This is a genomic window from Eisenbergiella porci (assembly GCF_009696275.1).
In the GTDB taxonomy this organism is placed as follows: domain Bacteria; phylum Bacillota; class Clostridia; order Lachnospirales; family Lachnospiraceae; genus Eisenbergiella; species Eisenbergiella porci.
The window spans coordinates 53,436-68,929 of record NZ_VUMI01000016.1; the positions used below are offsets into that span (position 1 = coordinate 53,436).

Annotated in this window: 14 protein-coding genes; all 14 read right to left on the minus strand. The window is 50.2% G+C overall.

Translation table 11 applies throughout. From position 1 onward, the window contains the following. Positions 1–445: 445 nt before the first annotated feature. Positions 446–856, minus strand: coding sequence for a hypothetical protein (locus tag FYJ45_RS11600; RefSeq protein WP_154464709.1), 411 nt, complete (start codon positions 854–856; stop codon positions 446–448). Between the two features lie 218 nt (positions 857–1,074). Further along, positions 1,075–1,401, minus strand: coding sequence for a hypothetical protein (locus FYJ45_RS11605; protein ID WP_154464710.1), 327 nt, complete (start codon positions 1,399–1,401; stop codon positions 1,075–1,077). Then, positions 1,386–2,867, minus strand: coding sequence for a tRNA (N6-isopentenyl adenosine(37)-C2)-methylthiotransferase MiaB (gene miaB / locus FYJ45_RS11610; protein WP_154464711.1), 1,482 nt, complete (start codon positions 2,865–2,867; stop codon positions 1,386–1,388). The genes FYJ45_RS11605 and miaB overlap by 16 nt, the downstream gene beginning before the upstream one ends. A gap of 12 nt (positions 2,868–2,879) precedes the next feature. Beyond that, the gene (pepT, locus tag FYJ45_RS11615) at positions 2,880–4,121 is read right to left on the minus strand and encodes a peptidase T (protein WP_154464712.1); all 1,242 of its coding nucleotides are present in this window, start codon (positions 4,119–4,121) and stop codon (positions 2,880–2,882) included. Positions 4,122–4,136: 15 nt separating this feature from the next. Continuing rightward, positions 4,137–5,378: a glutamate-5-semialdehyde dehydrogenase gene (locus tag FYJ45_RS11620; protein WP_154464713.1), complete on the minus strand. Its 1,242-nt coding sequence runs from the start codon at positions 5,376–5,378 to the stop codon at positions 4,137–4,139. Between the two features lie 158 nt (positions 5,379–5,536). Beyond that, the gene (locus tag FYJ45_RS11625) at positions 5,537–6,109 is read right to left on the minus strand and encodes a 5-formyltetrahydrofolate cyclo-ligase (RefSeq protein WP_195841790.1); all 573 of its coding nucleotides are present in this window, start codon (positions 6,107–6,109) and stop codon (positions 5,537–5,539) included. Continuing rightward, positions 6,099–6,323 (minus strand): DUF896 domain-containing protein, encoded by a 225-nt coding sequence (locus tag FYJ45_RS11630; protein WP_021633874.1) that lies wholly within the window; start codon positions 6,321–6,323, stop codon positions 6,099–6,101. Before FYJ45_RS11630 ends, FYJ45_RS11625 begins: the two co-directional genes overlap by 11 nt. 97 nt (positions 6,324–6,420) lie before the next feature. Continuing rightward, positions 6,421–7,281 carry a glutamate 5-kinase gene (proB, locus tag FYJ45_RS11635; protein WP_025490090.1) on the minus strand — a complete coding sequence of 287 codons (861 nt, stop codon included), beginning with the start codon at positions 7,279–7,281 and terminating at the stop codon, positions 6,421–6,423. A 36-nt stretch (positions 7,282–7,317) separates the two neighbouring features. Then, positions 7,318–8,928 (minus strand): NAD(P)/FAD-dependent oxidoreductase, encoded by a 1,611-nt coding sequence (locus FYJ45_RS11640; RefSeq protein WP_154464715.1) that lies wholly within the window; start codon positions 8,926–8,928, stop codon positions 7,318–7,320. A gap of 38 nt (positions 8,929–8,966) precedes the next feature. Beyond that, entirely contained in the window at positions 8,967–10,280 is a 1,314-nt protein-coding gene (locus FYJ45_RS11645; protein ID WP_195841791.1) for an aminoacetone oxidase family FAD-binding enzyme, read from the minus strand. 125 nt (positions 10,281–10,405) lie between these two features. Next, a complete protein-coding gene (locus FYJ45_RS11650) occupies positions 10,406–11,032 on the minus strand; it encodes a hypothetical protein (RefSeq protein WP_117545087.1) in 627 nt (208 codons plus the stop codon). A gap of 830 nt (positions 11,033–11,862) precedes the next feature. Beyond that, positions 11,863–13,152 carry a heparinase II/III domain-containing protein gene (locus FYJ45_RS11655; RefSeq protein ID WP_154464717.1) on the minus strand — a complete coding sequence of 430 codons (1,290 nt, stop codon included), beginning with the start codon at positions 13,150–13,152 and terminating at the stop codon, positions 11,863–11,865. Next, on the minus strand, positions 13,089–13,571 hold the full coding sequence (locus tag FYJ45_RS11660; RefSeq protein WP_154464718.1) for a transcription initiation factor IIE subunit alpha family protein: 483 nt from the start codon (positions 13,569–13,571) through the stop codon (positions 13,089–13,091). Before FYJ45_RS11660 ends, FYJ45_RS11655 begins: the two co-directional genes overlap by 64 nt. A 139-nt stretch (positions 13,572–13,710) precedes the next feature. Beyond that, entirely contained in the window at positions 13,711–15,375 is a 1,665-nt protein-coding gene (locus tag FYJ45_RS11665) for an oligosaccharide flippase family protein (protein WP_154464719.1), read from the minus strand. Positions 15,376–15,494: the final 119 nt, after the last annotated feature.

A 15,494-nucleotide genomic window follows, 5' to 3' on the forward strand; every position in this document is an offset into this window, starting at 1 on the left:
CCATACCGGCAGCGCTGCAAAAATAATCTGTAACTGTAAGGATACTGAACAGATACAATAATCCTTATTATTCCTGGCATCAAAATGTGGGCTGTTGGGGAGAAACTTGATGCATTGGCCAGGAAAAAGATAATACATTTTGGGGAATGATATCAAATAAACAATTTTTATTTATTGCATACAATCCATAATCGCATACAATTTGCTCAATTGTTTTCCTTAAGCCAGGCATCAAATTTCCAACCCACAAGTTGTCATGTCCTGAAATTCAGGACGCGACTTTTGTATTATAGCATAGTTTTTGCTAAAATGGTGCCAAAAAATAATTTTTATTTCATTTACTATTATAGTGTAGTGTCTTTGCGTAACGGACATATGTTTTTTTCAAAAGAAACCGTTATATAATTTGAATAAATGTTAAAAATATGTATAAATATATCTTTGATTACTGTTTTTTGTTATATTTTCTGCCCAGATACCTGGCAAAGCTTCTGCAGAATTCTTCCTTCCGGGAACAGGAAATTGTAAGGGCAGTCCCGTCCGCCAGCTCCTGCACATTCCCCTCCGCTTTAATTACATGCTTCAGATTTACGATATAGCTGTTATGCGGTACTTCAATATGGCCCTTAAGAAAAAGACCGGCGTTCTGATTGTCGCATTCATTGTTGCCACAATCCTTCATATTCGGCATTATGGGCGCTGTTTTCTGCTGGCTTCTCGTTATCCCGATTGTCTGCACCATCGCAGGGCTGATTATGAGCATTATCAGCCTGGTGAAAACAGGCCAGCATTCCGGAGTCGCCCTTGCAGGCGTAATCGTTTCCGCAATCAGCCTGGTACTCAGCGTTATATTCACGCTGCTGTATATTCTTGTATTATAATACAAATATTTTGATTTGGCGAATACTAATTTCACAGCGGGATCAAAGAGCCGGCATGCTTAACAATGTTGTACTGCCAGACAGTAACCTCTTACCTATCAGGCATCCCGGTAATAAATGACAGCCGGAAGCATCAGCTTCCGGCCAATTTTTATGTTTCGGAAAGTATTAGAGAAGCCTTAATGGCTTTCCCCTACCGGAAGCAATTCCAGTACGGTTTCATCAGCGCATAAATAACCAGCGGAACCACCACGGAATTGATGAGGGACAGAACAATGTCCCCGTCAAACAGCGTGACATTTGCCGCAAAAATAACCACCTCGGACAGGCAGATAATATAAAACCCCAGTCTGCGTTTATGAAACAGCAGAATGCTCACACCTGTTATCTGCAGCAGCTCCGGTATCATGCAGGCGGCCGCCGCCGAAAGTCCCAGCAGAAACAGCCTGCCATAGTATATAAAGGTGATTATATCCATGAAGAGTACAATCCAGAGCCATATTTTCATGCCTTTCCGCATTCCGGCACACCTCCCGCCATTTCCCCCAGGAAATAAAAGCCCTTATATTCCTTCAGATATACAGAAACAATTTTCCCTATCAAGGAAGGGTCTCCGGGGAAATGAACCAGCGTATTGTTGGAAAGCCGGCCTGTTACCAGGCTGGGATCCTGTTCGTTTACCTCTTCCACCAATGCCTCCAGCGTCAGGCCCGACAGGCGTTTCACCTGCTCTCTGGCTATCTCCTGCACCGTGCGCAGCACTTTGTCAAAGCCTTCCTTCACAATCTCCTCAGATACCTGGTTTTCCATGGCCGCCGCGGGGGTTCCTGTCCTTTTGGAATAAATAAAGGTAAAGGCATTGTCAAACCGCACCTTTTTAATAACATCTATAGTTTCCTCCACATCCTCCGGCGTTTCTCCGGGGAAGCCCACAATAATATCCGTCGTCAGGGCGATATCAGGTATGGCGGCGCGTATTTTTTCCACCAGGGCCAGATACTGTTCCTTCGTATAGCGCCTGTTCATGGCCTGCAGGATTCGGGTGGAGCCGGACTGCAGAGGCAGGTGCAGATGACGGCATATCTTTTTGGAGGAAGCCATCACCTCTATCAGTTCATCGGATAAATCCTTGGGATGGGAGGTCATGAAGCGGATACGCTCTATTCCTTCAATTTTTTCCACCTCCCGCAGAAGTCCGGCAAAGCTCATTGGCTCCTCCAGATTCTTTCCGTAGGAATTCACATTCTGGCCCAGCAGCATGATTTCCACCACGCCGTCCGCCGCCAGAGCTTCTATTTCCCGGATAATATCTTTGGGGCTGCGGCTTCTTTCACGTCCTCTTACATAAGGAACGATACAGTAGCTGCAGAAATTATTGCAGCCAAACATGATGTTGATCCCGGACTTGAAAGGATATTTTCTTTCTACCGGAAGATCCTCCACGATTTTATCCGTCCCCTCCCAGATATCGACGATCATGGCCTTCTGTTCAAATACGGAAGCCAGAAGCTCCGCGAATTTGAAAATATTATGGGTGCCGAATACCAGATCCACGAAACGGTAGCTTTTCCTGATTTTCTCAATGGTTCCCGGCTCCTGCATCATGCAGCCGCACAGAGCTACCTTCATATGGGGATTTTTCTTTTTCAGACTGTTTAAATGCCCCAGCCTGCCGTATACCCGCTGGTCCGCATTATCGCGCACCGTACAGGTATTGTATATGTCAAAATCAGCCTCCTCGCTGTCCGTAAGCACATAACCCGCCTGCTCCAGAATACCGGAAAGCTTCTCCGAATCCCGGGCATTCATCTGGCAGCCAAAGGTAGTGACACAGGCCGTCAGCTTCCTGCCCAGCTTCTTTTCCTCCGCTTCCACATAGCTGCGGCATTTTTTCAGGTAATAATACTGTCTGGCGGGCTCCTCTGAAGGAGGCTGTCCGTTTAAGTCAATATCTTCCAGTAAAGCGTTTATTTCTTCGATTTTCATCCTTGCTCCTCTTTAACAGCCGGCATACAGGGAAATAATGTTCAGGATAATCTCCACACATTTTTCCATGGATTCGATGCACACATATTCAAATCTGCCGTGGTAATTCATGCCCCCTGTGCACAGATTCGGGCAGGGAAGCCCCATAAAGGAAAGCCTCGCGCCGTCCGTACCGCCGCGGATGGGAGAAATTACAGGAGTCACCTCCGCCATTTCCATCGCCTTCACAGCCGTATCAATGAGATGGGCATTTTCCGGGTATATCTTTTCTTTCATATTATAGTAGCTGTCCGTCATTTCCACTGTCAGGACTTCTCTGCCGTACTTTAAGTTCATCAAAGCCGCAGCATCTTTAAAATACGCCTTCTTCTGCTCAAATTTTTCCCGGGAATGATCGCGAATGATGTAATCCGCCACCGCGCTTTCCACAACGCCGCTGAATTTCTCCAGATGATAAAAGCCCTCATATCCTTCCGTGGAAGCGGGATTCTCATGCACAGGAAGAAGGTTCTGGAATTCCTGGGCCAGGAGAATGGCGTTGAGCATCTTATTCTTGGCGCTGCCCGGGTGTACGCTGTAGCCGTGTACGTGAAGCCTGGCGCTTGCGGCATTGAAATTCTCATATTCCAGTTCGCCCAGTGCACCGCCGTCCACTGTATAGGCGAAATCCGCGCCGAAGCCCGGCACATCAAAATAATCCACGCCGCTTCCCACTTCTTCATCAGGCGTAAAAGCGATGCGGATGGTGCCGTGTTCTATTTCAGGAGACTTAAGCAGGGTTTCGGCCATGGTCATGATTTCCGCGACTCCCGCCTTGTCATCCGCGCCCAGCAGTGTAGTTCCGTCCGTTACGATTAAGCTCTTCCCCACATAGTCCTGAAGCTCAGGGTTTTCCTTTACAGGGAGGATAATTCCCTTTTCCTGATTCAACAGGATATCCCCGCCATCGTAGTTCTCCACAATTCCGGGCTTTACATCCTTTCCGCTTACCGCCGGAGAGGTATCCATATGGGCAATAAAGCCGATTACAGGCACTTTTTTCTCTTTGTCCTTCAGCGTGGAGGGGATGGCCGCATATACATAGCCGTATTTTTCATCCATTTTTACATCTGCGGCGCCCATTTCAGTAAGCTCCTCCACCAGGAGGCGCGCCAGATCCTTCTGCTTTTCCGTGCTTGGGAAGGTGGTGCTTTCTTCGTCTGACTGGGTATCGATTTTTACATAGGTTAAAAATTTATCTACAACCTTGCTCATATAATTTCTCCTTTGTTATCTGATCTGTCCGTTTCCGCGGATGACGTATTTATAGGTAGTCAGTTCCTTTAGGCCCATAGGGCCTCTGGCATGCAGCTTCTGAGTGCTGATTCCGATTTCCGCGCCGAAGCCGAATTCAAAGCCGTCCGTAAACCGGGTGGATGCATTGGCGTAAACGCAGGCAGAATCCACTTCATTCAGAAACCGTTGTGCATTGTCGGCATTCTCCGTGATAATGGAATCGGAATGTCCCGTATTGTAACGGTTGATATGGGCAATGGCCTCGTCCAGGCTGTCCACTGTTTTCACAGAAAGAATATAGTCCAGGTATTCCTTCCCGTAGTCCTCTTCGTCAGCCGTAGACGCGTCGGGGACACTGCACAGTGTCCTTTCGTCCCCCCGGATTTCCACGGATGCGCTTCTGAGGGCTTCCGCCAGGGCCGGCAGGACCTTCTCCCGGATATTTTCGTGAATCACCAGGGACTCACAGGCATTGCAGACACCGATACGCTGTGTCTTGGCATTTATGATGATAGGAATTGCTTTTTGGATATCGGCATATTCATCCACGTAGATATGGCAGTTGCCTGTGCCGGTTTCAATCACGGGTATCGTGCTGTTTTCCACCACCGCCCGGATCAGTCCCGCGCCGCCTCTGGGAATGAGAACATCCACATAGCCGTTCAGCTTCATGAACCGCTCCGTTGTTTCCCTGTCCGTATCGGTAATCAGCTGGATGGCATCGGCGCAGGCGCCGCATTCTGCAAGAGAAGCGCGGATGCTTTCCGCAATGGCGGTGTTGGAATCAATGGCATCCTTCCCGCCCTTGAGGATACAGGCATTCCCCGCCTTAAAGCAAAGGCCGAAGGCATCCGCCGTCACATTGGGACGGGATTCATAAATGATTCCAATGACTCCCAGCGGCACCCGGCGTTTCTCGATTTCCAGACCGTTGGGACGGGTAAACCGATCCAGTACCTCTCCCAGCGGATCCGGAAGCCCGGCTATCTGGCGCAGCCCTTCCGCCATGGCTTCCACCCTGGCTTCTGTCAGCCGCAGGCGATCCACCATGCCCGGATGCATTCCGTTCTCCTGTGCCCGGCTCACATCCCGCCCGTTGGCTTCCAGAATTCTTCCACAGTTTCCTGTAAGGGCGTCCGCCACTGCCAGCAAGGCCGCATTTTTCGCAGACGCGCTCATTTTCTGCACTTCATATTTCGCAGCTGCCGCCGCTTTTCCCATTTCCGTCAGATTCATAACCATACCTCCTGAACACCGCAGGCAGGCCTGCGGTACCGCATAAATCAGCATGCCGCTGCGGCACGCCCTCCCTGTGTCATCTCCTGGCCTATTCCTCTTCTTTATCCGGCATGACTGTATCCGGCCAGTTTTTTTTATATCCAGTCCGTTTTATTCTATATCCAGCCCGATTCCGTCACGATCCGTTCCGGCCTTATATCTGTTTCCTCCTCGGGCAGCTCTTCCAGCAGCTGGCAGTCAAAACAGAGCGCAATTCTTGCCGCGCCCTGCGCCCTCCGGCAGAACCGGTCATAAAAACCGCCTCCATATCCGAGCCGCCGCCTTTGCCTGTCAAAAGCAGTGCCGGGCATGAGGATCAAATCCCGGGAATTTTTTCCCGTCTCATAATGCCTTCCCTGCAATACCACAGGCTCCGGGATTCCCTGAAAGCCGTCCTGAAGCTCCTCCGGATCCATAATCCGGTAAAAAGACATTGTTCTGGCCCGCGCCTGGCCTTCAATTTTCGGGCAGAAAACCTGTTTACCCTCCCGCAGCGCGCCTTCTATCAAATCATAGGTAGGCACCTCATCCCGGTAAGAGGCATAAACCAGAATTTTTTCCGCCAGTTGGTATTCCTCACTGTCCCTGAGGAAGTCTGTGATCCGTCTGCCGGCGGCCTCACGCTCTTTGGCGCTCATCAGGGCACGCCTGGCAAGCGCTTCCTTCCGGCACTCTTTTTTACTCCGCATGTTCTTTTCCCAGATTGATGACGGAGCCATCCTCATTCTGAATATTGATATTATTCAGCTGGGAACGCAGGTTCGCCTTCACACTGTTGATATATTCCTTACGCAGCCGCGCCTGTTCATCCTTTTCCTCAGCGCTCAGCCCCTCTGCCTGGGATTTATGATACAGCTCGTTGATTCGTTTTATTTTCTCATCCATGGTAAGCGGTTCGCTCATTTCTGCCGTTCTCCTTTCCGTATAGTCTGTTTTGGCCGATACATTTCGTACGGTCAGCGCAGTAAATGCGCAGCCCCTGTCCAAACTGCCACAGTCCCTATTTTTTCAGCCTGCTTACAAATCCGGGGAGGTCAAAATCCTCGTCCTTATTTGCCACAAACAAAGTTCCGTAATTCCTGCCGTCCATGAGACGGTGTATGATGCGGATATCCTTACTGTTCGCGATCAGCATATCCGCCCCTGCCTTGGTGGCGATTTTAGCGGCGGTTAGCTTGGTATTCATGCCGCCGGTGCCCACGCTGCTTCCCGTGCTTCCCTTCCCCATATCCATATAGGCATCGCTCAGCTCCTCCACGATCTCCACGAATTCGGCATCCGGGTTTTTCCTGGGATCATCCGTATACAGCCCGTCTATATCGGAAAGGAGAATCAGCAGATCCGCATCAATCAGGGCGGCCACAATGGCGGAAAGTGTATCGTTATCCATTTCCAGCTCATAGGTGGCAACCGTATCATTTTCATTTACCACCGGGATAACACCCATTTGCAGCAGCTGGGAAAAGGTATTGTGGGCATTATAACGGTTCAGATCGTCCACTATCGTATTTTTAGTCATCAGAATCTGGGCGGTTACCTGGTTATATTCGGAAAAAATACGCTCATAGGTCATCATCAGCCTCGACTGGCCGATAGCGGCACAGGCCTGCTTGATGGCAATCCGGTTGTGCTCGTTGATGTCCTCCTCCCTCAGATGCATTACCTTTTTCCCCTGGGCAATGGCCCCGGAGGTAACAAGAACCACATCCTTGCCCTGGTTTTTCAGATTGCAAAGCTCCCTTACAAGAACCTCCAGCTTAATATAGTCCAGATCTCCGGTCTCAGGATGCTGAAGGGACGAAGAGCCTATTTTCACAACAATTCTTTTTTTATCCTTAAGCCTTTCACGATACTGCTCCATCATTTTATCCTCCGTACATATGCTCTAAAAAGCATTTTATATAATTTCATAGCATTTCGCAATAGCTTCTGCGATCTTCATACCATCCATAGCGGCGGAAGTAATGCCTCCCGCATATCCCGCGCCCTCTCCGCAGGGATAAAGCCCCCTGACCTGCGACTGAAAATCAGCCTCCCTGTGAATACGCACAGGCGACGAGGTTCTGCTTTCCACGCCGGAAAGGCAGACCGCATCATCCGCAAAGCCGGGAATGATCCTGTCAAAAGCTTCCATTCCCTCCAGAAAAGCTTTCCTGATGGAGGGTGAAAACAGAGGTTTTAAATCGGCAAAAGTATATTTTCCTTTGATGCAGGGCATAAAATCCGCCGCCACATGTTTTTCCCGCTTTGCTTCCCCGCTTCTGTCCGCAAAATCCCGATAACGCTGTACCGGGATTTTCCCGCCGCCCAGCTCCCATGCTTTTTCTTCCAGCCGGCGCTGGAAGGCGATGCCCGCAAGAGGCCCTTCGGCTCCGAAATCCTCCGGTGTTACAGAAACAATGATCGCGGAATTCGCATTTCTGCCGTCCCTGCTGCTGTAGCTCATGCCGTTTACCGCCAGCCGCTTCTCCTCGCTCGCGGCATTGACCACGTAACCGCCCGGACACATACAGAAGGAATAGACTCCCCTGTTTTCAGACGTCTGGGCCGTCAGCTTATAGGAGGCCGGAGGAAGATGCTCCGGCCATTCACAGGCATACTGGGACAGATCGATAAGCGACTGGGGATGCTCCACCCGGAGTCCCACGGCAAATGCCTTGGCCTCCATGGGTATCTTTTTCTGCTCCAGCATTTCAAAGGTATCCCTGGCGCTGTGGCCGATGGCCAACACCACCTGCTCCGACGGGAAAACCTGTCCTCCGGCACATTTTACGCCGGTGACCCTGCCCTTATCCAAAAGCAGCTCGGTCACTTTGGTGTTAAAATGGACATCACCGCCCCAGGAAAGGATCTGCTCCCGCATATTCCTGACCACCTGGGACAGAATATCCGTGCCGATATGCGGTTTGTTTTCATACAAAATACCGGAAGGCGCGCCATGCTCCACAAAAATCCGCAGGACCTCGCCGCTTCTGCCCTCTTTATCCTTAACAAGCGTATTCAGCTTGCCGTCGGAAAAGGTTCCTGCACCGCCTTCACCGAACTGCACATTGGAATCCGGCCTGCATGGGCCGCCTGCCCAGAATGCTTCCACATCCCTGGAACGGGTCTGTACATCGCTGCCCCGTTCTAAAATGATGGGGCGGTATCCCGCCCTGGCAAGCATATAACCGCAGAAAAGCCCCGCCGGCCCCATACCGATAATAAGCGGCCGGTGCTGCATTTTTTCAGTTCCCGGCCCGGGAAAATGGTAAGCCACAGGGGTAAACCGGGTTACATCAGCATTCCGGCATTTCCTGATAACCTTATCCTCATCCCCGCTTTTCAGAGTGATATCCACCACGTAGGAATACCATATCTCCGGTTTCTTCCTGGCATCTATGGATTGCTTCGCCACGCTGCAGGAGGCAATCTGTCCCGCAGGGATGCGCAGTATCCTGGCGGCCTTTTCTTCCACGGCCTCCGGGGCGTGTCCCGGCTTTAACTTCATCTGTTGTATTCGAATCATTCCGTTTTTCCCTTTGCTGCAACAGCTTTTTTAATCTGTTACTCTCTTTTTCCTTTTTTCCGTTGGCCGGCTGGTTTCTCCAGTGACAGAACCGCATCTTTCCCCGCTATGTAACCTGTGGTCCATGCCCACTGAAGATTGTAGCCGCCGCACCTTCCGTCCGCATCCAAAAGCTCTCCCGCCAGATAAAGGCCGGAGCATATGCGTGATTCCATATGCCCGTCCACCTCCGTCAGAGGTACGCCGCCCGCACATACCTGGGCATTGGCAAAAGGATTCGTATCCGTCACCTGCACTTCAAAGCTTCTAAGCAGCGCAAAAACCTTCCTTATGGCAGGAAGATTTTTGCGTTCCGCCCTGTCTCCCATAGAAAGCCCACAAAGCTTTACCGCCGTCTGGATAATCTTCTTATTCACCAGGCCGCCAAACAGCACCTCCATACTCCTTTGACGGCAGGACGTGCATTTTTCTTCCATCAGCTCCTGCCACAGAGCCTCATTATCCCGGAACCCCGGCAGGAAATCAATGGACGCCTTCACCTGCCTTCCGGCATCCAGCGCGGCAGCGGCAAAACGGCTAAGCTGAAAAACCGGAATCCCCGAAATCCCATAGTCCGTCAGCTGCAGCTCTCCCTGCTCCTCATAGCTCTCCTTTGTTCCCGGTCCGCTGATCAGGAGCTGTATCCTTGCATCACACCGTACCCCTGCCAGTCCCTTCCAGAAGCTTCCCGCACAACGAAGCTGCACAAGCGCAGGCAGCGGCTTAAGGATCGTATGTCCTAAGGCCTTCGCCAGGGCATACCCGCCAAAATCCGCATTTTTTTCACCGGCTATGCTTCCGCAGGCAAGAATCAGCTTCCGAAACAGCCAGTCTTCCCCACCGGCGCGCACCAGGAATTCCGTATCCCGCCCCTTTTGGGAAACGATTATTTTCTCCACCGCACAATCCGTAACCACCTCAGTTTCCTGCTCCTCCAGGGTAAAACGCAGTGTGTCCAGCACGGTGGCCGCCTGCTGTGAAAGGGGATATACATAGCCGTTTCTGTCCATGACCAGCATCCCCATACGCCGGAACTGCTTCAGCGTATCCTGTTCCCCAAACTGCGCAAACAACCCGGAAAGTGCCTCCGGATTTTGGCTGCGGTAATATTGCTGCGGATTTTCTACAGAAAAAGACAGGTTGGTTAAATTACATTTCCCGTTGCCTGTCGCCAGCAGTTTCTTACCCACCCTGTCTTTTTTTTCCAATACTGTGATTTTACAGCTGCCAGAGCTGTCAGCCTGCGCCGCCGATATGGCAGCCATCAGGCCGGAGGCCCCGCCTCCGATAATTCCAATCTCTCTTCTCCTCATACAACCGGTTCCTATCCTGTACAAGCGCATATGTCCCGCGCGCTCTTTACCGTAACATTTCAGACGGCTCCAGATGCCGCTTCCTGGCCTCATTTCAGCCGTCCGAACTGTTATCCATTATAATACTAACTGGAGTAAGACTCAAGGAAATTATAAAGCTCCGCCTCGCTTCCCACATATTTGAAACGGAGAATTTCCCCCGCCAGCTCTGCGGAAAGGCTCTGCAGCGGAATCCCTGTGGACATATATTTCGTCTTTTTATCAGATTCATATACTACCACATAATTATTTTCCACGGCAAGATAGAACTCTGTACATTTCTTTTTACTTTCGTAATTTTTCTGGATTACCACCTCATCGGCTGAGAACCGCTGCACATCCAGGGAAAGAAAGCCTTTATTGAGATCATTTAAAGACGGCGCCGTCTCGTAGCTGTCCATTGCTGACAGAAACGCCTCCCTGTCCATGCCGATATACTGTTCCGGAATCGGAAGCTCCTCCTCCGTCCGGCTGGAATCCGCCAAATCCAGGCTCTTTACCACAAAACGTGTATCACAGGTAATGATTAAGCCGCCAAGCTCCGCCGCTTCCAGACTTCCCTGCTCCTGCGCCGCTGTTTCCTCCTGTACGATCTGAGGCTGTTCCCGGCTGGGGTAAAAGAAATCCTGCAGCTTTATGGATGCCAGAAAACCCGCGGCCAGCATAAGCAGCGGATAAATTAAAAATATGCTGATTTTCTTCCACAAACGCATAAGAACCTCCTGCTCTTATATCCCTTTTGTATCAAGTATCAGCATATTTAAGCCAAATTATTCAGCGGCGGGGGAGGGCGGTTCTTTCTGCCCTCAATTGGTTCCGTAGGGCGCAGGTATGTGGGTTGGGGGTTTGTTCCGGCAGGCGGGGAGGGATGGGGGGATTTCCTGTTCCAGTCTCAAAAACGGGGTGTTTCTAACAGTCCCGGCAGGCCATTCTTCTGCCAGCGCGGCTGAACTCCTCACTGCAGCGGCCTTCAGCCGGCTGCAGTTCGTCAGACAAGCCGCTAAGGGCGGCAGATGAATGGTCTGTCGGGGCTGTAAGAAACATCACCGTTTTTTCTAATGGAACTGGAAATTCCCCCATCCCTCCCCGCCTGCCGGAACAAACCCCCAACCCACATACCTGCGTCACGGAACCAATTGAGGGCAGAAAGAACCTGGGGGTATTGTTAGCGGTAATTTTCTTATTTAGTAATGTGTTGTTTCGTTGATTTTTATGTTATAGGAATCATTTCCTTGGGGAAATTTATTTCTTTGGGTTAATTTAATTCTGTAATTTGAATTGGCAGTTGGTTTTTCATTTGCAGGAGGATTGTTTTTTGTTTTTCTTTAATGCGGATGGTGGCATCTTTTCCGTTAAGGTCAAATTTTACGTTTTCTATTGTTGGTGTGTCTTTTCTTATTTCAATAAGGTGGCAGAATATGGCTTGTTTTCCGGAGGTACGTTCTATTAGATAAGTGATTTTTTCATCTGACGGATTTCCGGGGCCCAGTCCCTGGTAAAGGTGGTGGTTCTGTTGGCCGGCGTAGAGTGTGGTGTAAATGTCCTAGGTTTGGTATGTGTTAATGAGTTCTTGGCTGGCGGCCAGGGGTCTCATTTTTTCCAGGAAGCAAAAGGGCGGTTTTTGTGAAAAGGGGGTAACAGCGGCGGTTGCGGGGGTTTTGCAGGCCTGGCCGTTGAAATGCATCACCCAGTCTATCTGGTGCGGGCGGTCTGCTTGTACCACAAATACTTCCGCCAGCCATTTGGGATTCCAGAAAAGCCTGCGGTTCATGTATACGCCGTCGTATATTTCTTCTTTCCACAGCCTGGGGGCATTGCTGTCGGGACGGGGGCGTGTGTCTTTTGAAAAGTCGGCTTCGGCTTCCAGGTATATGCCTTGTTCCTTTAGCTCATATCGTACCAGTCTTGCATTTACCGGAGGTTGGTTGCTTTCATCGATGACTGCCGTATTGTGTGTGGCTGTGTTTTTGTAATATTGATAATGCATGGGGGCGCCGTAGCCGCAGGTTCCCAGATCAGAGGCAATGTCAGTGCCAAATGCGCGCAGTGTAATGGCCAGCTTGTCAAAGTGTTCGTGTTCTCCGGCATATGGACCGTGTCGAAAGCAAAGGCATGTGTTGCCATTTTCACACAGCATGGTCAGTCCGCCGCCGTTTTGGGCAATGTAGCTTTCTTTTAGCTTTTCCTGCTTTGTGTATAATGTTTCCGGTCCGTATAGAAAGGCTTCTGTGTTTAAGCTGCGGGGGGTTCCCTGGTATGATTTTTTAAGTATGTCATGTATTCCGTCAACAGGGAAGTTTGATGCGGCAAATTCCAAAATCTGATATTCTTCCATTCCGCCCTGTGACAGCTGTGCATCATTGATAACAGGCAGAGTCCCGTCTTCCTGTATGTAGCGCAGAATACAGGAGATCATTTTCGGGTAGTTGGGATGTCCCAGCAGCCCATGTTGTGTGCGGCGGGCGAATTTTTCATAGGTAAAAAAGCACTTCAGAGCGTACATATGATATGAAAAAGCGCATTCATACCACATTCCATCCTCCAGGACGCCTCTGTCCAGCTGGTCCTTCAGTCCATATTTATCATAGACGGCAATTTTTATGCAGTCTTTTCTGTCCAGTATGATGCCCAGCATTCCCAATGCCGCTCCAATCACAACGGCGTGATTGTGAATCTGTTTTTCCGTGTATTTCAGTAAAAATTCAGCGGCAGGGAGAAACAGGCCTTCACAGATGGTTTTCTTTTCTTCCGCAGACAGCTGGTCCTGAATTATATCGTATGCAGTATTGCCTCGTCCAGCGTCTGGGCCTCGGCCTTTCCGGGGCCGTTGCATGGTATGTTTCCATGGATTTCATAGCCTGCATAGTATTTTGCATAGGTTAGTAATATCTGCTTTACCTTTTCAAAATATTCCTTTTCATTTGTGAGGAAGAATAATATGCCCATATTTACGCTTTGGATCGCATTCTGGTTGTGGATATGGCTCCACCAGGCGCCATGGAAGGGTTCGCCGTGATAAATTTTCCCGCATCTTGGGCATCGGTGTTCCTTTTCATTGTTCCTGTTAAATTCCAGCGCTGCCGAACAGTCCGGACAATAGTAATATAGGATCCAGTTTCCGATTCCTTTTTCGGGGACCTGAATCCGGCTGGTAAATACAGCCTTAACTTCCTCCTGTAAATGCCTGACAAGTGCAGGATTATTTTGTATCCGTTTTCGATATTGTTCTATTTTTTTTGAAAATTGGATCATTATGTGTTCTTCCATCCTTTCCGGCAAAATTTTTTATTTTATAAAGTAAGCCCTTATAAACGGTGTACCTGCACTGTTTATAAGGACTTCTCTGTAAAAATATAATTATCACAGGTCTGTAACCGGCAGGGGTCGGGGGCTACATCAGATGGAGCGCCCTGGCGGCTGTGATCAGTATCTCTCCTGCGGGGATATCTTTGAGGTCTCGTTCTGTAATGCCGTGGAGGGCAAGGAGAAGGACGAGGTATATGATGGTTCCGAGGATGAGGCAGAGGATGGTCATGGCCATGCTGCCCATTTTTTCGGTAAGGAGCTTGTTTATCAGGAGGATAATCACGCCTGATACGGCTGCGGAGATGACAGGGGTGCCTATCATACGGCCCCAGTCAATGCGCAGGGATATCCGCCGTTGTACGGACAGGAGGTTCAGGATAAAAAGCAGGGCATACAGGACGATGGTGGAAATGAGGACGGCGGTGATGCCCAGTTTCGTGCTTTTAAGAAGGATGTACAGGGTGATGATATGGACGAGGAAGGCGATCGCTGAGTTGACGAGGACGTTCCTTTCCCGTTCAAGTCCCTGGAGTATGCCTGCCATGGCCATGGAAAGGGCCTGGAATATGATGGCGATGCTTCCGATGCGCAGAAGCGCGGCGGGAAGTTCCAGGTTTCCTGTTTTAAACAGCGCCGGCATCAGGGTGTCCGCCATGATGGCAAAAAAGGCGGCTGCAGGCAGGGCAAGCAGGACGGCCAGGCGGAGGAGCAGCTGAGCCTTTTCCTTGAGGCGGCCGATGTTCATGCTGGCGTTGGAAACGGACATGGCCGGTACGAGGGATGCGCATATGGAGGTAATCACGATAATGGGCATTCCTGACAGGATTCTGTATTTTCCGGCATAAACGCCCCACTGGACTATGGTATCCTGTGATTTGGAGCTCATTTTCAGGAACATAATCTGATCTGCAATGACACTGCCCTGGGTTACCAGCGCAATGAGAATTACCGGAAAAGAGGTGAGCAGGAGGATGCGGATCAGGCGGTGGTAGCTTTCAGTGCCTTTTCCCATGTCCTTTCGCTCTTTTTTACGGAAGCTGCTTTGGAACATGAAAAATACCACCAGGAGAAACAGAAGTGGTACCAGGCTTCCGATGACAAGGCCAAGGATGCCGCCTGCGGCGCCGAAGGCCTGTTCGTAATTGGGGTTCTGAAGCAGGGCTCCCACCTTGCTGCCGTACTCTCCCATTTTTCCGGCGGCTACAAGCATTACAATAAGACAGAGCACTTCTTCCAGGAAGCGGGAAAGCGCCGTGGGAACCATCGTACCCATGCCCTGGAAAAAGCCTCTGTAGAGTCCAAGTACCGAAGCAAAAATAAGATTTACCGCAAGAATTTTCATAGCGATGGCGCTCATGGGTTCTCCGAGAACCCTGCGTGAAAGCACATCGGAAAGAAGGAACATGAGCAGTGCGCATATCAGGCCCGAACCGGCTGTCAGGCCCATGGAGACATTCCAGACCCGCCTGGTATTGCGGAACTGTCCTTTGGAGCACCGGGCTGCCGTCATTTTAGCCACAACGGCGGGAGCGGCATAGCCGCAGAGTAAAAAGAAAAATGTGTAGGTATCAAACGCCATGCTGTAGTAGGCGTTTCCGTTATCTCCGATCATATTGGTCAGAGGTATTCTTTTAATCATGGCAATCAGACCGGCCAGGCCGCTGCAGACGGCAAGAAAAGCGCCGCCTCCTCCGGCCGGTCTGTCGTTTCTTCTTCTTTTTTTCTTATGGTTATTCGCAGCCATCTTCATCCGTATCGCAATCCTATCATCAAGTCTTTTCTATTTTTCTTTTCTATTTGTCGTTTTTATTTTGTGCATTAAACACAGCGTCAGCAGTTCAGATAACGGAACTGTTGCGGGACAGTTGC